Source organism: Planctomycetota bacterium (assembly GCA_039182125.1).
Taxonomy (GTDB): domain Bacteria; phylum Planctomycetota; class Phycisphaerae; order Tepidisphaerales; family Tepidisphaeraceae; genus JBCDCH01.
Window position 1 is genome coordinate 1 of record JBCDCH010000078.1, and the last position, 17943, is coordinate 17943.

The following is a 17943-nucleotide window of genomic DNA, read 5'->3' on the forward strand; positions in this document are numbered from 1 at the left end:
CCCGTGAAGGGGCCGTCGGCGAAAGCGTCCACCACGGTGATCGGCAGCGTGTGCGACATGCGGCAGCTTACGCCGCGTGCTCGGGCCGTTCGGCGAGCCAGTCTTCGAGCGTCGCGACGGCTTCGGGGTGTTCGTGGCTGCGTGCGAGGAAGCCGGCACCGTGTTGGGGCATCGGATCCTGATCGGTCGGCTGGTAACGCAAGTCGACCGACCACCGGACGTGGTCCGACGTGTTCGGCGTACTCATGTGCACGTTGCGGTCGTTGAAGAGGATCACGCTGCCGGCCGGGACCGGCAGGGCGATGGCTTCACGCTTGAGCGTCTTCATTTGCCGCTCGGGGATGGTCGTGTATGCGGTACCGGAGTAACCCTCGGCTTCGTGATCGAACATCCGCGTGCGGTGAGTCCGCGGCCAGACGTGGAGACAGCCGTTTGCCGGCGTCGAGTCGACGATCGGAATCCACGCGGTAATGACCGGATTGCTGTTGGCGTCGGGCCAGTACGAGCGGTCCTGGTGCCAGGGCACCGCACCCGCCGCAACGCCGGGGACTTTCGGGCGGACGTTGTACACCGGGTTGGCAAACAGTTCGCCACCGATCAGGCTTTCGACCGCGTCAAGGATCTTCGGGTTGCTCATCAGCTCGAAGTACCCCGGCAATCGGTCACGCCAGCTCCGGCCGTACTTGAGAAAGTCTTGGTCGGTTTTCCCTTCGAACAAGAGCGCGAGCCGCCTCTCGAACGGCGCGTCGGTGAGCACGTCGTCGATCAAGCCATTGGCCTTGAGCTCGTCGGCGATCATGTCGACCTTCTGCGTCATCGCCGTCTTCACGCCGGCGAGGTCCGCTTCGTCGAGATAGTTTTCGAGCACTAGATAACCTTCGCGGTCGTAGAACTCGACCTGTTCGTCGGTGAGGCAACCTCCGCGGGAGGCACCAACGACATCGGGAATCGCGCGAGCTTGTTCTTCGGTGAGCATGGCCAGAAAGTAGCCGCGCCGGCGATGTGCGACAATGGACCGCACTCACCATCGTTGGTACAAAATCATCATGTTCCCCGTCCGCTTGCCACTGCACCGGTGTCCGGAAGTCGTCAACCTCGGGGTGGGGGTTCACGGCGGGGTGCCGGTCGAGCGATATCGGTCGAGGGACTTGTGGCACCTGCACCTGTATCAGTACCGAGCGTGGCTCACGCTCGATGGTGAGCGTGTGCGGATCGAGCCGGGCGTGGTCACGATCGTGCCGCCGGGGACCGCGATGGTGTTCGAGTATGCCGGCCGGAGTGAGCACGCGTACGCGCATGTGCGCCTGTCACGGTCGAGGTCGATCGACCCGGTCGTACCGGTCGCATCCAAGCCGGCCGCGTTCGCACAACTCGATGTCGGTGTCCGTGCCGCGATCGGCTGGTGGCCGAACACGCCGGCGCGGTCGGTGGTTCGGCTCTGGGATGTACTTTGGCAACTGACCGATGTCGGGCCGGTGCAGGGTGACGCGGTGGATCGGCTGCGCTCGACGATCGAGCAGCGGCTGTCCGATCCCTTGCCGGTGGCGCGGTTGCTTGCGCAACTCGACTTGGGCTACTCGCACAACCACCTGCTGCGGCTGTTCAAGGAGCGGACCGGGAAGACGATCGCGGGTTACATCCGTCAACGGCGCAGCGAGGTCGCGACCGGGCTTTTGCGGAGCACGTCGCTACCGATCAAGGCCGTGGCGGCGGCGGTCGGCGTGCCCGACCCCCACGCGTTCAACAAGCTCATCCGTCAGACGACGGGCCAGCCTCCGAGTGCGCTGCGTGGCGAATGACATCAACCGGCGCGGTGGCTCGGCTTGACGCCCATCGGGTCTTCGGCACCGAGGCTCCGCGGGTCGGGTAGCTCGATGTCGAGCCGGGCGCGGATCGCTTCGACCGGCTCTGCCCAGTTCTGCTCCCAACGTTCGCCGAGGACGGGCTGGGCCTTCTTGCCCATGTGATAGCCGGCGACGATGGCACCGAGCACTTCGTCGAACTGTTCCCCGGCGACCGCGTAACGCAGCAGCGCCCCGGCGAGGATCACCGCCGCCATCGGACGGCGTGTCTGGGCGAACTCGAACGCCTTGACCCCGACCTCGCCGACGGGCGTGGGGTGGAAGCCCAGCACGACGTGCCAGACGTCGTGGGTTTCGCGCAGCCGGTTGAGCGCGGTCACGATTTCGGGGTTGTGGTTGTCGTCCTCGGGCAGTTGCTGGTAGTAGTCGGCGTCGAACCCGTAGTCGTCGATGTGCCGTGCGAGTTCGCGACCGACCGATCCTTCCGGGAGCGTGCGCAGCATGTCAACTTCGGGCGGGGTGCCGCGGACGTACCGGTCGGCGAGGATCGCCGCGACCGTCGGCTGACTGTGCAGGTGCGAGAGCATCCCGCAGGTGACCCTGGCATCGAGCAGGCCGTTTTCGATGTGGTAGATGTTTTGGATGTCGTGGACATCGCGGAGCATGCCGAGCATGCCAATGGCCGACCGAAACGCGTCGGCCCCGGCGAGCTTTGGCGGGAGGAATCGTCTGAGGAGGTAGGCCATGTCGGTGCCTCCGGGGGTGCTTCCTGACCATTCCAAATGTAGGCCCGCTCGACGGACGAGCGGGCCTACGGGCAGGAAGGGGTAGGGAATCGGATTTTGGCTCTCGGGGTTTGGCGGGATCACCCGAGTTCGCCGGCGGGTCTGTCGCGGATGCTCGTCCACTTGGCTTCGGCGGCGGTGAGGTAGCCGGCGATGTCGGATACGAACTTCTCTTGAATCGCGGGGCTGATGTTCAGGTAGAGCTTGCCCTCGTGGATCAGGTAGGCGTTGGGGTCGCCGTTGAATTTGCGGCCGAGCGAGACGCCGAACGCGCAGTAGCCGCCGAACTCCGGCAGGTACTTCTCCGGGTTGCTCTCGAACTTGCGCTTGTTGGCTTCGGACGTAAACCAGTAGACGGCCCCGTCGTGCTTGGCGGCGATCTGGAAGTCGCCCTTCTTCGGGGCGTCGTCGACGAAGTACGAGACCGGGTCGTAGCCGTTGAGCGCGAGGCCGGTCTTGTCGGTGTTGACCCGCTCGCTGGTCGCCTGTTGGTCGGCGGGCTGCGTGGCTGGCTGGGTGGTCGCGTCGCCATAGGCGAGAAGCGCGGGTACGGCGGGCAACGGCAGAATCGTCGCGGCGATGGCGGCGAGCGTGAAGGTGGTGCGGGATCGAATCACGGGTTGACGAAGTGCGAGCATCGGGTCTCCTTGGCAAGCGGTCAGGGACGGAGTTTTGACTTGCGGAGAGGATGCCCGGTATCGCGAAGTCGAGCCTCTGGCATTGGGTCGAAATCGTGCGGGGATTTGTTCGATGCGTCGTTAGGCCGATCGGGTTAGCGCATGCCAACGCCGCCTGCGATGTGCGACTACGCGGGCGGCGTTGTGGAGGGGCGGCGTTAGCGCAAGAACGCTTCGTGCAAACCGCCGTCGACGCTGATGACCTGGCCGGTGGTTCGGCTCAGGCGATCGGTGACGAGCAGGAAGATCGCCTCGGCCTGGTCGATCGGTCGGATCGGCTTATGTGTCAGCGTGCGCTTGGCGTAGAAGTCCGCGAGCGTGTCGCGGAGCTTGTCGTCGTCCCAGCTATCGTCGAAGGGGATCTCGTACTTGCTCAGCGATGCGATGACGCGATCGCGGGGGAACATGGAGGAGCCGGCAACGACAGTGGCAGGGGCGACGCCGTTGACGCGGATGTGCGGGGCGTAGGCGACGGCGAGTTCACGGACGAGGTGGTTGGCCGCGGCTTTGGACGTGTCGTAGGGGAAGCTGCCTTTCTTGGGTACGACGGCGTTGACGGAGGTGGTGAGCACGACGTTACCGCCGAGGCCCTGGGCGTCGATGATCTTCCGGCCGGCCTCGGCGCAGTTGTACAGGCCGGTGACGTTGATCTTGAAGGACGCGTCCCATTGGTCGGGCGTGTTGTAGCCAGCGTTGTCGGGTGTGGCGAAGTAGCCGGCGGTGACGATGATGTCATCGACGCCGCCGTAGGCGAGCAGGGCCTGGTCGAGCATCGCGCACAGGGACTTCGGGTCGGTGATGTCGGCGCCGAGGCCGACGATGTCGCCGCAGCCGCTGATGCCGGTGCCGGCGACGCCGATGCCCTTGCCGACGATCTTCTCGATCTCCTCGGCAGTGGCTTGCGCGGCTTCTTCCTTGAGGTCGACCGCAACGATTTCGGCACCTTCCTTGATCAGGCGGTGGCAGGTCTCTTTGCCGATGCCGGAACCGCCGCCGATGACGACGCAGACCTTTCGGGCAAGCTCGGCCTCGGCGGGCATGCGTTGGAGTTTGGCTTCCTCGAGCGACCAGTATTCGATGTCGAACGCCTCCTGACGCGGTAGGCCCTGGTACTCGCTCACCGCTTCGGCGCCCTTCATCACCTCGACCGCACAGCAATAGAACTCGGCAGTGACGCGTGACTCGGATTTGTTCTTGCCCCACGCGATCATGCCGACGCCGGGGATGAGGATGACCGTCGGGTTGGGGTCGCGCATCGACGGGCTGTCGGGGTGCTTGCACGCGTTGTAGTAGTCGGCGTAGTCCTTGCGGTACTGTTCGAGGCCGGCGGTGAGGAGTTCGCGGAGCTTGTCGGTGCCGCTGGTCGGATCCCAGTCAACATACAGTGGCTTGATCTTGGTGCGGAGGAAGTGATCGGGGCAGGACGTGCCGATCTCGGCGAGGCGTTGTGCGTCGTGGGAGTTGACAAACTGCAGCACCGAGTCGCGGTGCTCGACGGTGCCGATGAAGCGCTTCTGTTGGCTTACCTGTCCGCGGAGCCACGGGAGGATGTCGGCGAGAACGTCCATGCGTTTCTCGTCGTCGAGTGTCTGGTACTTCTGGCCGCCGAAGGTCTGGTCGCCCTCGTCGTGGTCGGCGAGATATTGGGCGGCTTTCTCGATGAGGTCGAGCGTGAGGTGGTAGCAAGCCTTGTCGTCCTCGTGCCAGTTGATAATGCCGTGCTGGCCCATCAAAAGGCCGACGAAGTCGGGGTTCTTCTCGCACTCGGCGGCCATCTTCAAGCCGAGGTCAAAGCCCGGGCGTTGCCAGCCGACATAGCCGACCTTGCCGCCCCAGATCTTCTCAGCCAGCGCGACCTGATCCTTGCACGCCGCGATCGCGATCACGGCGTTGGGGTGCATGTGGTCGACGTGCTTGGCCGGGATGAACCCGTGCAACGGCGTGTCGATGGATGAGGCACGCGGGTTCAGGTTGAACGTGACGTGCGGGTACATGCCGACCATGTCGTCCTCGGCCTGCGTCTTCGGACCGTTGGGCGAGCGGGATTCGTACACTTTCTTGATGTCGTACAGGCCATCGAGGTAGAGCGACGCGAAGTTCGGCCGCTTGCTCGTGCGGAGGTCGCCGCCGGAGCCTTTGACCCAGAGGACGTTCTTGTCGGTGCCGGTGAGCGGGTCTTTCTCGACGAGTTTGGCCGAGGTGTTACCGCCGCCGGTATTGGTGATGCGTTGGTCGGAGCCGAGGCAGTTGGAGCGGTAGACGAGGCGATCGACCGCGTCGAGCTTGTCGGCGACGGCGTCGTCCCAGAGGTCGTTGACGTGTTTGTAATCGGGCATGGTGGGGAGGTTGGAAGTGCGTTTGGTTACTCGGTGGGGAGCTTGGCGAACTGTTCATACGCGGCGTTCATCGCATCCGTGTTGTTCGGTTCGTAAGTCTGAAGCTTGATGCTCGTTCGGACGATCGGACGGATGTCGTCGGGGTCGATGTCGCCGAGCGTGGCGGCCTGGATGAGCATGTTGCCCAGCGCGGTCGCTTCGACCGGGCCGGTGACGACGGGGATGCCGCAGGCATCGGCGGCGAGTTGGTTGAGCAGCGTCGCCTGCGTGCCGCCGCCGACGATGTGGAGCGTCTCGATCTCACGGCCGGCCAGTTCGCGCAGGTCGCCGAGCGCCTTTCGATACAGCAGGGCGAGCGATTCGTAGATGCAGCGGACGTAAGCGCCGACCGAGTCGGGCACAGGCTGATCGGTGCGTCGGCAGTAGTCGGCGATCTTCTCGGGCATGCGGCCGGGCTTGGCGAAATCCGGATGCTCCGGCCGGATGAGCGATACAAGGGGCTTGGCGGCGGTGCCGAGTTGGGCGAGCTCGGCGTACTCATAAGTCTGATCCGACGGGTCCGACTCGGTCCACGCGCCGCGACACTGTTGCAGGATGTAGAGCCCGGAGATGTTCTTGAGCAAGCGGGTGGTGCCGCGATAGCCCTGTTCGTTGGTGAAGTTCAGTTCGCGGCATTGATCCGTCACCACCGGCTTGTCGAGTTCGACGCCGATGAGTGACCAGGTGCCGCTGGAAAGGTAGGCCCAGTTCGCCCCGTCGCCCGGCGCGGCGGCGACTGCGCAGCCGGTGTCGTGGGAGCATGAAGCGATGATCTTGATGCCGTCGTGTTTGCCAAGAACAGAACCCGGCTCGACGACTTCGGGGAAGACGTGCTTCGGTAGTCCCGCCTGCTCGACCACCTCGTTGGACCAGGCGCGCTTGCGCACGTCCCAAATCTGCGTCGTCGAAGCGTTGGAAAGCTCGACCTTCGGAGCGCCCCCGGCAAGTTGCCAATTCACCCAGTCGGCGATCAGTACGAACGTCTCCGCCGACTCGATGAGCTCCGTCGGCTCGCTCATCAACTGATACAGCGTGTTGAACGGCAGGAACTGGATCCCCGACGCGTCGAAAATCGTCTTCGTCCCGATGTCGCGCAAGGCCCGCTTGAACGTCGCGTCGGTTCGGCTATCGCGATACTGGACCGGTGGGCTCAGCATCGGGCTCGATTTGCCGACGAGGACGTAGTCGACCGCCCACGAGTCGCACGAGATACTGCGAACGTTCGTCGGCCCGTCGGCGGCGTAGGTGGCTTTGCCGATGCCGGTGATGATGTCCTTCCAAAGCTGCAGGATGTTCCAGCGCCGGTGCCCGGCGAGCTCGACCGGCTCGTTGGCGAAGCGGTGTTGTTCGTCGAGCGTGAGCTTACCGTTCTCGAGTGTGCCAAGCATGACCCGGCCGCTCTCGGCCCCGAGGTCGACGGCGATGTAGTGGTGCTTACTCAATCGAATCTCCTCCGCGGATGAATCATGAAACGAGTTGCAGTTGGTGTCGTTCGATCGGCAGGGCGGCGAGAGCGTCGGCGGTCGCATTGGTGACAAGCGTGTCGATGTCGGTCCAGGACGTGACGAGCGCGGAGCTGGAATGGCCGAGCTTCGTGGCGTCGAGGAGAAAGGCGTGCGAACCCGCACGGGCCATCACCTCCCGTTGCAGGTCGGCGACGTCTTGCTGACTGTTGAAGATGCCCGCGTCGTTGAACGCCTCGGCACCGAGCAGGGCAAGGTCGAAGGTCCACTGTCTGGTGGCCGCCAGGGTCTGGGGGCCGAGCACGACCTTTTGCCGGGGCAGCAGCCGACCGCCCAGCAGCACGACCGACGCCTCCTCCGCCGCCGCGAGGTGCGTGGCGACGGCCAGCGATTGAGTGACGACGGTCACGTCCACCGGGGGCGTCCGGCGCAGCTCTTCCGCGACGCGGAAGCAGGTCGTTCCCGCGTCGAGGAACACTGTCATGCCGGGTTCGATCAAGGTGGCGGCGGCGGTGGCGATCGCGGTCTTGGCGGCGGTCGCGCGGGTGCGACGTTTGCCGAAGCTCGCGAAGGTGCGTTCGTATTCGAGGGCGTCGGGCGAGACCGCGCCGCCGTGGGTGCGTTGGATGCGCTGCTGATCGTTGAGGGCCGAGAGGTCGCGCCGGGCGGTCACCTCGGACACGCCCAGCCGCTCGGCCACGTCGGCCACGCGGAGGTACCGTTCGCGCTGAAGAAGCTCGGCGAGTTTCTCCCGTCGGCGGTCGACTTCGGCCTTGGCGACGCGGGGCATGGCGGTGGAGCGTACCACCTATACGATCGAAAGCAATCATAAACGAGCGTGTCCAACCGGCATCCCTGTTGCAGGGCGGTTTACGAAAACATCGACAACCTTCCGAACGGTCCTTGCAACGACGCGTCATGCATGCGAGAACACCTGTCACAATGGATAAGCAGCTATTCTGGAAGCTGGTCGCGGACGCGCGTGAGACCGGGGGGACCAATGACGAGGCGTGTTGTGATGCACTGACCGACGCTCTGGCCGAGATGGAGGGGCCGGAGATCATCACCTTCGATCGCATCTGGCGTGAGGAGGTGGACGACGCTTACTTCTGGGATCTCTGGATCGGGGCGGCGCTGCTGCTCAACGGGGCGGACGCGGAGTTGTTCACCAACTTCCGCCATTGGCTCGTCGGCCAAGGCGAGGAAATCTACAAGGCGTCGGTCACCGAGCCGGATTCGATGACGGCGTTCGCCGGGAAGATGGGCGACCAGAACCTGACGCTCATGTTCGACGCCGCGGCGGACGCGTACATGGACGTGACCGGGAACACGATCCCGGACCCTACTCTGCCGCCGCCGATCGAGCCGCTGGGTGAAGAGTGGGACGGCAGCGACGAGCAAGCCAAGGCCCGCCTGCCCAAGCTCTTCCAAGCGACACGCGGATGAGTGCGTTAGCCTGTGACGTCGGGCGTATCGGTTTGTGCCAATCTTGAACCCTGCGGACCTTCCGGCGTGACCGTTTCGGATAACCGGGCACAATGCGTCGATGCTCATCGCCACGCTGCTCGCCCTGATGCTCCATGCCCCCGCGCCCGATCCGCTTCCCGAGATCGATCAACGTCTGGCCGGGTTGCAACAAGCCGTCGACGCTCGGGACGATGTCGCGGAAGAGGTGCGAATGCGCCTGGCCTTGGCCCGAAGCGTTCGCGGCTGGGTCGAGGCCGAACGCGGCGATCGCGCCAACATGCGACGACTTTTCCTGGCGTTTCACGGGAATCAGCAGTGGGACGACGCGACGCTGGAGTCGGCCATTGATGATCACATCGACCGCGAAATCGCCGAGCTTCGGGGCATCCTCGACGCTGCCGAAGCGGCGCTGGATGAAGACGACGGTTTCCGCCTGCCGGCCGATTGGTCACGGGTTGAAGCCTCGACGGGCCGATTTCGGATCGACGGTCGGCCGGTGTTTCCGATCGGGTTCACCTGGTACAACGAGCCGGAGATCACCGAGTTTCACGAGGCCCGCCCGCTCACGCCGGTGTTCCGTCCGACGCTTGAGCCCGTGTTGGATCGGTTCGCACCGATGGGCGTCGGCATGCACGAGGTCATCGTTCGCGTGAGCGGCTTCGTCGGTCCGGGCGGTGAAGAGCCGGCGGCATGGTTCCGCGATCGGCTCGACTTGTATGCCGAGAAGGGCATGGCCGCGACGGTGCTCCTGCACTGGACGCGTACCGGCGAGTTCGAGGAGGCCGCGCCAGGCATCGCCGACAAGCGGGGCACATTCTTCTGGCTCGACATCGACCATCCACAATTCCGTCCGCTCGCGGCACAGGCGATTCAGCGGATCGTCACGCCGATCGCCGGCCACGAGGCGGTCGCGGCGTACTGCCTGGCGAATGAGCCTGAGTTTTACTTCAACAGTTGGTCTGGGCACACCCTGGCGAAGTTCCACGCCCATCTGTGGGACCTCTACGGCGATGCGGCCGGGCTCAACGCCCAGTGGGGCACCGCGTTCGACGACATCGAGGACGTGCCGTTGCCCGACCCGGACGGCGACGGCGACTGGTCGGTCCGCCGCACGCACGACACGTTGACGTTCAACCGACAACGCGTCACCGACATGTTCACGTTCGTCGCCGAGCAGGTCCGCCTGCACGATCCCGAAGCGGTCATCCACATCAAGATCCAAGACTTCAGCACCACCGGCGTTCGACACCATGTCCCACGCGACGGGCTTGATCGAACGGCGCTGGCGGAGCTCACCGATTTGCACGGCATCGACACACGCATCCTGCCGGTCACCGACAAGCGCGGGGCGGCGCCGACCTGGCGGGATGACCGGTACACCATGCTCTGGCTACCGGGGCTGATGGCGTACGACCATGTGCGTTCGATCGCGCCGGGCCAAGGGATCTTCGACACCGAATGGCACGCGTTCAGCACCGCGGCCCTTCGGCCCGCCGGCGAAACCGATCCCTCGCATGCCCGGGCCGCGTTGTGGTTGTGTGCGACCCACGGTTCGACGGGCAACGTCGTTTGGTACTGGCAACGCCGCGATCAGCTCGACACGTTTCATGCGGGGCTGAGCCACGCTTTTGCCGGTTCGCTGGCCACACGCCCGGCGCTGATCGACGCGATGCTCGCGGCCAACATCGATCTGAACCGTCACGCGGAAGCGGTCGCCGCCATTGCCGACGCCGAGCCGACGGTGTGGATCGTGCTGTCCGACGCGTCGTGGCTCTCCGGCGAGGGCGAGCACATGGCGGCGGCGCATCTCGCTTACGAGGCGGCCGCCCAGCTGGGCCACAAAGTGGGTTTCATCACCGACGCGATGTGGCCCGACGATCTGCCGGCCGGCCCGGCGCATGTCTTGTTGCCGACCGCTCGGAATCTTCCGGTCGAGGCCGTCGAGCGATTGACCGATGGGTCGCTGAACGTGACCCGCGTGCATGGCGGTGCCGGCGCGGATGCCGTCGAACTCCATGTGGCGCTTGCCGGGTCGATGCCGATGCCGTCGGTGCGGTTGCTCGACAACGAGCGCCCCGCGTTCGGCACGCTCTACCGGACCGTCGACGACACCACGTTCATCACCCACGTCCTGGCCGAGTCGCGGCGGGTCAAGGCCGTCGATGCCGAAGGGCGGCCGTTGGAAGGGATCGATCGCCTGACCGGGCGGCGACTTTCGCCCGACGGGTTCGACTTGCGGCCGAACGACACGCTCTTGGTCGATTGGACGCCGGTTGACTGACGTATTGGCCGTGTGTCATGCGTTTTGTTAGATTGCTCACGTTCTCGAAAAGGAGGCACGATGGGCAAAGACGACACGCTTTGGATCGGCACGGCCAAGGGGCTCTTTCGGGCTGACCGATCGGGCGGCGGCTGGGAACTTGCCGAGCCGACGTTGGCGGGGTGGGAGTGCTCGGCACTGCTGCCCGACGGGCCCGACGGCGCGTTCCTTGTCGGAACGTCGCACTACGCCTACGGCCCGACCGTGCGGCGGTCCGACGACGGCGGGGCCAACTGGAGCACGCACGCCCTTCGTGAGGTGCTGACCGAATCAAAGCATCCGATCAATCGCATCTGGCAGCTGGCCACCGATCCGCATCAGTCCGGCCGTGTGTGGGCCGGTATCGACGAAGCCGCGCTGCTCCACAGCGACGACGGCGGCGCGACGTGGGCCGAGGTCTCCACGCTCACCGATCACCCGAGCCGGCCGAACTGGTTTCCCGGAGCCGGCGGGCTTTGCCTGCACACGATCGTCCATCACCCGACCGACCCGCAATGCATGGTCGTCGGCATCAGCGCCGTCGGCGTCTTTCGCACCACCGACGGCGGCGCGACTTGGCACGCGTCCAACGAAGGCTTGCCGGGCATGCGCGAAACCGGCGCGGCGGACGAGGATGCGATGTACTGCATCCACAAGATCGCCGCCGACCCGACCTCGACAGACCGACTGTTCATGCAGTTCCACGCCCACGCCGGTTCGTCCGGCGTCTTCCGGTCCGACGACTTCGGCCAAAACTGGTCGGCCATCGACGACAGCTTTGCCGACAAGTTCGGCTTCCCGCTCGTCGCCACCGATTCAGGCACCGTTTGTGTCGTTCCGTTGCAGAGCGACGAGCAGCGCATGCCCACCGACGGCAAGCTCCGCGTGATGCGCTCGACCGACGGGGGCACTCATTGGAGCGTCGTTGATAGTGGCTTGCCCGATTCGGTCTACGCCGGCGTGTTGCGTGACGCGATGTCGGCGACGGGGGAGTCAATCGCGTTCGGGACGACCAACGGCGACGTGTTCGTATCCGACGATGCCGGGGCAAACTGGGGGGCTCTGCCCGGACGTTTGCCGAGGGTGATGTGCGTGAGATGGGGGTGAGCCGATGGCCGACGTCACGGTGACCTTGCCGACGCTCGTCGCCGACTCGGCCGGTTGGCGGTCGAAAGTCTTCGAAGCCGAGACGCTCGCCGATCTGCTCGAGCGTTTGCGGCATGACGAGCCAGTTGTCGCCGCGCTGGTCTTCGATGCCACCGGTCAGCCGCGACAACATGTGCTTGTTTTTCACAACGACACCGCGACGCGTTGGCTCGACGACCTCGACATCCCCGTCGCCGACGGTGATCGGATCGACATCGTCCAGGCGATCTCGGGCGGATGATTGGAAGTTCGCACTTACGGGTTATGCTGCGTCGATATGTCGGACGTGGGCCAACCTTTGTACTCGATCGAAACCTACGGCGAGCTTCGGCCGCACCTCGCCTGCGAGTGGTTGCTGACCAACGGGACCGGCGCGTTTTCGATGGGCACGGTCGTTGGTTGCAACACGCGGCGGTACCACGGGCTGCTGTGCGCCGCGACGTTGCCGCCGTTGGGGCGGGTGATGGCGCTCAGCCGGGTCGGCGAGTCGTTGGAGATGCTCGACGGCAACCCGGACAAGCCGCCGATCGAGTTGGGCTTGGCCCATTTCGAGGACGACATCCACCCGCGCGGCGACCGGTACCTGCACTGCTTCGAACTCGGCGACACGGCCCGTTGGCACTACGACGCCGCCGGCGTGAGCGTGACGAAGGAGTTGCATTTGCTCTGGGATCGCAACACGGCCGGGCTGCGGTACACGATCGACCCGACCAGCCGCGGTCGTGTGCGATTTCGGCTGCAGCCGTTCGTGGCGCTGCGGGATTTCCACGCACTGCACCACGCGGCCGAGAGCGATTTCGCCACGAATACCGACGATGCCGGCGTCGAAGTTCGGCGCGACGATTTGCAGCTGAACATGCGTTGCAGCGGCGCCCGGTTCGAGCCGGTCGCGGACTGGTGGTACGGCCATGTGTACCCCATCGAGACCGAGCGCGGGCTGGACGACCGCGAAGATTTGTACACGCCGGGGACGTTTGTCGCGGAGGTGACGGAGCCGACGACACTCACGCTCTGGGCGACGCTCGATCGTGCCGAGGCGCTTGATTGGGATCAAGCGTTGCTTGATCGCGCGGCTCACCTGCAACACGCCAAGCGTTTCCCCGCGACGCCGAGCCAGCAACGCCTGTTCCACGCGGCCGATGCGTTCGTCGTGCGGCGCAAACGCCCCGACCAGCCGGCTGGTACGCCGCCTCGCGCGACGACGATCCTTGCCGGCTATCCCTGGTTCGGCGACTGGGGACGCGACACGATGATCGCACTGCCCGGTATCCTCCTCACCACCGGTCGATTTCACGACGCCGGCAGGGTGCTCTCGCTCTTCGCGGCCCACACGTCCGAGGGCATGGTGCCCAACCGCTTCGACGACTACACGTCTGAGCCGTCGTACAACACCGTCGACGCGTCGCTGTGGTTCATCCACGCGGCGTTCGAGTATCTCTGCAAGACGCGGGATCAGGACACGTTCGACTCAATCCTCCGCCCGGCGTGCGAGCAGATCGTCGACGGCTACCGAAACGGCACACGGTTTGGCATCGGCGTCGATCCGACCGACGGGCTCGTTTACGCCGGTGATGCGTCGACGCAGCTGACTTGGATGGACGCCAAGGTCGGCGAGACCGCCTTCACCCCGCGGCACGGCAAGGCGGTCGAGATCAACGCGCTCTGGTACCACGCCCTGCGGCTCATGGGTGATCCCGAGGCCGACCGCGTGGCGGCCGCGTTCGTCGACGCGTTCTGGCTCGCACCGCACAAGGGTTTGGCCGACTGCGTTGTCGGTCGTGCCGGTGCGTACGAGCGTGACGAATCCATCCGGCCCAACCAGATCTTCGCCGTGTCGCTCGGCAACTCGCCGCTTGATCGCGAGCAACAGCGCGGCGTCGTCGAGCGTGTCCGGCGATACCTGCTGACCAACGCCGGACTTCGCTCGCTCAGCGCGCAGGCCGGCAAGTACCAGGGCGAGTACCGCGGCGGCCAATACAGCCGCGACCGCGCTTACCACAACGGTACCGTCTGGTCTTGGCTCATCGGCCCCTTTCTCGACGCCTACCTTGTCGTCAACGAACGAAGTACCGAGTCGATCGAGCAAGCCCGCACCTGGCTTCGTCCACTGGTCGAGCACCTCGAGAGCGGTTGCATCGGACACATCAGCGAGATCTTCGACGCCGACAGCCCGCATCGCGCCGTCGGTTGTCCCGCTCAGGCGTGGAGCGTGGCCGAGGTGCTGCGTTTGGCCGTCGAACTGGACATGTGATGCGGGTGCTCCACGCGATCTCCGGTATCGATCCGACCAACGGGGGGCCGACCCAGGCGCTGCTCGGACTCACGGCCGCCCAGGCACGGGCCGGGCTTCACGTGCATGTTGTCTCGACCTGGATGTTGCAGGCCGGGCTGGACAATGCGGAGACGTTTCGGTCGGCGCGGGTGGGCATGACCATGGTCGGCCCCGCGACCGGCAAGCTCAACGCCCACCCGGAACTGCGACCGACGCTCGAGAAACTCGCCGGAGACGCGGACGTCGTACACATCCATTCGCTATGGCAGGAAGCCCAACACGCCGCGGCGACGGCGGCACGAAAGGCCGGGGTGCCGTACGTGATGCGGGCCTGTGGTGGCCTGCACCCGTGGAGCATGAACCAAAGCCGGTGGAGAAAACGGTTGTATCTCGCCTGGCGTTTGCGGCGACACTTGAACCGTGCGGCGGCGATTCACTTCACCACCCATGCCGAGCGCGACGCGGCATTCGCGGTTAAAGCACCGGCGATCGTCGAACCCAACGGCACCGAACTAGCCGGCCGACCATTGCCGGATCGCGCGGCGGCGGAGCGTGCGCTGCGCGAGAAGTACCCTGCACTCGGCGATCGGCCGATTCTGTTGTTTCTTGGACGGGTTCATGCGAAGAAAGGTCTGGACCGGTTGATGCCGGCGCTGGCCGACGCGCGGTTGGACGTGCCGCCGGCGTTGCTGATCGCCGGGCCCGAGGAAGATGCGGCGGTCGCGGCGGAGGTGCGTCGTATCGCCGCCGAACGTGGCATGACCGATCGCGTCATCTTCACCGGCCCGCTAGATCGGGCTGGTACGATCGAGGCCCTTTCGGGTGCGGGCATGTTGGTGCTGACGAGCTACACGGAGAACTTCGGCATCGCGGTCATCGAAGCACTGGCGGTGGGGACGCCGGTGTTGGTGAGTGACCGCGTCGAATGCATCGGTTACTTCGGTGATGTGAATGTCGGGCCCATTGTGCCACTAGAGCACAAGGCGATTGTCGAGGCTTTGGAAACGTGGGTGCCGGACGATGAGCGGCGGCGCGCCGCCGGATTGCGTGGGGCGCGGCTTGCCGCTGAGAAATTCGATTGGGACCAAATCGCGGGTCGATGGATCGGGCATTACGAAGCGATGGTGGGGCGATGAAGCTGCTGATGGTCCAGCCGTCGCTGACGCACTATCGGGTGCCGGTGTATCGCGAGTTGGCCGCACGGCCGGGCGTGGATCTGATGGTGTGGCACGCTCAGGGCGTGGGCGATCAGAACGTGGAGCCGGACGGCTTCGACGCCGAGCTTCGACCGATGAAGCGTGGGCGATTGTTTGGTCAGCCCTGGTACTGGCATCCGGCCCAACTCGATGCCGCAACGGCGGACTACGACGTTGTGATGTTCAACTGGGACATCCACTACCTGTCGCTGATTCCCGCACTACGCAAGGCCAAGCGCAATGGCGTCGGCACGGTGCTGTGGGGGCACGGCACGAGCAGGCGTGACGCGGGATTCGCCGGCAAACCCAAGCGTTGGTTGGCGAAACTCGCCGATGCGTTGCTGCTCTACACGCCGGCGACAGCGGAGGTCTACCAACAGCGGGGATTTACCAACGCATTTGCCGCGCCCAACACGATCGACACGTCGGCGATCGACGCGGTGCGGCGTGACGACAAGGAAGCGGCCAAGCGTGAGTTGGGTCTCACCGGCAAGGTCGCGCTGCACGTTTCGCGGTTGGTACCGGAGCGGCGGGTGGACGTGCTGCTGCACGCGCTGGTGTTCGATCATGGGCGGGAGTGGACGGCGGTCATTGTCGGCGATGGCCCGGCAAAGCCAGAGCTTCTCGAACTGGCGCGCAAGCTCGACCTCGGGGGTCGCGTGCGGTTTGTCGAGCCGTTGTTTGATGTGGCCGACCTCGCCCCGTGGTACGCGGCAGCGGAGGCGTTCGTCATGCCGGCGTTCGGCGGGCTCGGCGTGCTTTCGGCATTGGCGTTCGGCGTGCCAGTCGTCGCGGATGGTCGCGCCGAATTGCACGGCCCTGAGATCGCGGCGGTCGAGGATGGCGTCAACGGCTTGTTTATCGATCGCCTCGTCCCGAGCGACCTCATGGTCAAGCTCAACCGACTCCCCGACGCGACGTTGGCGGCGAATGCGCTGCGCACGATGCGCGAAAAGTTCAGCATCCCGTCGATGATCGATGGGATGCTGGAGGCTGCTCGGTTCGCGGCGAACCGCGTTGCGGAGCAACGCAGCTGAGCGCACTCCCTTGTCGAAGCACACAGCGGCATTGCTCCGTGACGCGACTGCGTCGCGTATCTCGAATCGCGACAACTCGCACAACAGCGCATAGCTGCGTTGCTCCGCAACGCGGTTTACGCCGCGCTCGACTTCGCTTCGTCCGCTTTCGCGTGGTGGGCGGCGGCGTCGGCAAGGGGTTGGGGGTACTTCGATTCCAACTGATCAACAATCTCCTTCAGCACCCGCACCGTCTCGCGGCCCTCCTCGGCGGGGACGGGCGACTTGGTCTTGTTGATGATCGAGTCGGTGAACTGCTCGCACATGAGGTCGTGGCTGCTCGGAACCGCGCCGGTCGCGTAGCGGGTGCCGACGGCGAAGGTGTTCTTGAGCAGTTGGCCTGCTTCGGAAAGTTGGCTGAATGCGGCGGTCGAGGCCTTGATGTTGTCGCGGGTGTACTTCACGACCGACTGCGTTTCGAGGTCGAGCCGGAGCACCGCGTCCGAGCCGATCATCTCGACCTGGCAGAGCCATTCGTCGGAGGTGTACGCGGCGGTGATCGAGCAGAGGGCCTTGTCGCCGCGGAGGGTGATGCGGTAATCCTCGAACGGGCTCCACGGGTACTCGTCGAGCAGCTTGGCCGCGACGACGCCGACCTCGCGGATCTCGGGGATGAACGGGAGCGTCATGTAAACCAAGTGCGGCCCGGTCTCGCCGATGACGCCACCGGGGAGCTTGTTACCCCAGTGATCTTCCTTGGCGGTGATGTAGTGGGTGGGGGTGGAGAGGAAGATCCGCATGCCGCGGAAGTCGCCGATCTCGCCCGACTCGATCATCTGCCGGGCTTTCATGAACGACAGGTAGAACAGGTCGGAGTGACAGCACATGACGCTCACGCCGTTGCGGTCACGGGCCTCGATGATCGCGTCGGACTCCTCGACGTCCATCGCCATCGGCTTCTCGATCATCGCGTTGGCCCCGGCGTCCATCGCCTGCACCGCCAGGAACTTGTGCGTCTTGGGCGGGGTGCAGATGTCGACGATGTCCGGCTTCTCGTCGGCGAGCATCTTGGCGAAGTCGGTGTAGACCTTCGGGATGCCGAACTTGTCGGCGACCTTCCGGGCGGCCTCCTCGTTGAGGTCGCAGATGCACTCGAGCTTGGCTTTGGAGGCGATCTTCTGCCACGCGGGGATGTGCTTCACGTCGGCGATGAGACCGGTGCCACAAACAGCGACTTTCAGGGGGTTGGCCATGGTGTTTCGGGGATTGGGGGAGCGGAAGTATGTCCGACGGGCCGGGAGGATGCGAATGGTAGACGTTATCGGGCGGGGGAGGGGGGAGGACTACGGTGTGGGGGAGAAAGGGTAAGGGGGGGGAAAAGGCGACCGCGTGGGGGGGCGGTAAAAAAACGGCACAAAACAGAGGGCGCCAGTGACACCCCCCCC

Annotated in this window: 15 protein-coding genes; 8 read left to right on the forward strand and 7 right to left on the reverse strand. The window is 65.2% G+C overall.

From position 1 onward, the window contains the following. Positions 1-67: 67 nt before the first annotated feature. Positions 68-976: a phytanoyl-CoA dioxygenase family protein gene (locus AAGD32_15795; protein ID MEM8875709.1), complete on the reverse strand. Its 909-nt coding sequence runs from the start codon at positions 974-976 to the stop codon at positions 68-70. A 70-nt stretch (positions 977-1046) separates the two neighbouring features. On the opposite strand from AAGD32_15795, the gene AAGD32_15800 reads away from it, so the two are divergent. Next, positions 1047-1799 carry a helix-turn-helix transcriptional regulator gene (locus AAGD32_15800; protein MEM8875710.1) on the forward strand — a complete coding sequence of 251 codons (753 nt, stop codon included), beginning with the start codon at positions 1047-1049 and terminating at the stop codon, positions 1797-1799. Between the two features lie 2 nt (positions 1800-1801). Here the strand turns inward: AAGD32_15800 and AAGD32_15805 are convergent, their stop codons facing one another. The 5 genes from AAGD32_15805 to AAGD32_15825 form a co-directional block, all read right to left on the reverse strand. Then, positions 1802-2548 carry a Coq4 family protein gene (locus AAGD32_15805; protein MEM8875711.1) on the reverse strand — a complete coding sequence of 249 codons (747 nt, stop codon included), beginning with the start codon at positions 2546-2548 and terminating at the stop codon, positions 1802-1804. Positions 2549-2667: 119 nt separating this feature from the next. Continuing rightward, positions 2668-3225 carry a YHS domain-containing (seleno)protein gene (locus tag AAGD32_15810; protein MEM8875712.1) on the reverse strand — a complete coding sequence of 186 codons (558 nt, stop codon included), beginning with the start codon at positions 3223-3225 and terminating at the stop codon, positions 2668-2670. A 197-nt stretch (positions 3226-3422) separates the two neighbouring features. Next, positions 3423-5600, reverse strand: coding sequence for a bifunctional rhamnulose-1-phosphate aldolase/short-chain dehydrogenase (locus AAGD32_15815; protein MEM8875713.1), 2178 nt, complete (start codon positions 5598-5600; stop codon positions 3423-3425). 26 nt (positions 5601-5626) lie between these two features. Then, positions 5627-7081, reverse strand: a complete 1455-nt coding sequence (locus AAGD32_15820) for a rhamnulokinase family protein (GenBank protein MEM8875714.1) — start codon at positions 7079-7081, stop codon at positions 5627-5629. Positions 7082-7103: 22 nt separating this feature from the next. After that, positions 7104-7892, reverse strand: coding sequence for a DeoR/GlpR family DNA-binding transcription regulator (locus AAGD32_15825; GenBank protein MEM8875715.1), 789 nt, complete (start codon positions 7890-7892; stop codon positions 7104-7106). Between the two features lie 152 nt (positions 7893-8044). Here AAGD32_15825 and AAGD32_15830 point away from each other — a divergent pair, with 152 nt between their 5' ends. The 7 genes from AAGD32_15830 to AAGD32_15860 all read left to right on the forward strand — a co-directional run bounded on the left by AAGD32_15830 (position 8045) and on the right by AAGD32_15860 (position 16519). Further along, positions 8045-8548 (forward strand): DUF4240 domain-containing protein, encoded by a 504-nt coding sequence (locus tag AAGD32_15830; protein ID MEM8875716.1) that lies wholly within the window; start codon positions 8045-8047, stop codon positions 8546-8548. Positions 8549-8648: 100 nt separating this feature from the next. After that, positions 8649-10850 carry a beta-galactosidase gene (locus tag AAGD32_15835; protein MEM8875717.1) on the forward strand — a complete coding sequence of 734 codons (2202 nt, stop codon included), beginning with the start codon at positions 8649-8651 and terminating at the stop codon, positions 10848-10850. 60 nt (positions 10851-10910) lie between these two features. Beyond that, entirely contained in the window at positions 10911-11975 is a 1065-nt protein-coding gene (locus tag AAGD32_15840; GenBank protein MEM8875718.1) for a sialidase family protein, read from the forward strand. Positions 11976-11979: 4 nt separating this feature from the next. Then, complete coding sequence (locus AAGD32_15845) at positions 11980-12255, forward strand: MoaD/ThiS family protein (protein ID MEM8875719.1); 276 nt, start codon at positions 11980-11982, stop codon at positions 12253-12255. Between the two features lie 36 nt (positions 12256-12291). Further along, complete coding sequence (locus tag AAGD32_15850; protein ID MEM8875720.1) at positions 12292-14265, forward strand: amylo-alpha-1,6-glucosidase; 1974 nt, start codon at positions 12292-12294, stop codon at positions 14263-14265. After that, positions 14265-15422 (forward strand): glycosyltransferase, encoded by a 1158-nt coding sequence (locus AAGD32_15855; protein MEM8875721.1) that lies wholly within the window; start codon positions 14265-14267, stop codon positions 15420-15422. Before AAGD32_15850 ends, AAGD32_15855 begins: the two co-directional genes overlap by 1 nt. Next, positions 15419-16519: a glycosyltransferase gene (locus tag AAGD32_15860; GenBank protein ID MEM8875722.1), complete on the forward strand. Its 1101-nt coding sequence runs from the start codon at positions 15419-15421 to the stop codon at positions 16517-16519. Before AAGD32_15855 ends, AAGD32_15860 begins: the two co-directional genes overlap by 4 nt. A 116-nt stretch (positions 16520-16635) precedes the next feature. Here AAGD32_15860 and AAGD32_15865 read toward each other — a convergent pair whose 3' ends face one another. After that, positions 16636-17751 carry a Gfo/Idh/MocA family oxidoreductase gene (locus tag AAGD32_15865; protein ID MEM8875723.1) on the reverse strand — a complete coding sequence of 372 codons (1116 nt, stop codon included), beginning with the start codon at positions 17749-17751 and terminating at the stop codon, positions 16636-16638. Between the last annotated feature and the right edge of the window lie 192 nt (positions 17752-17943).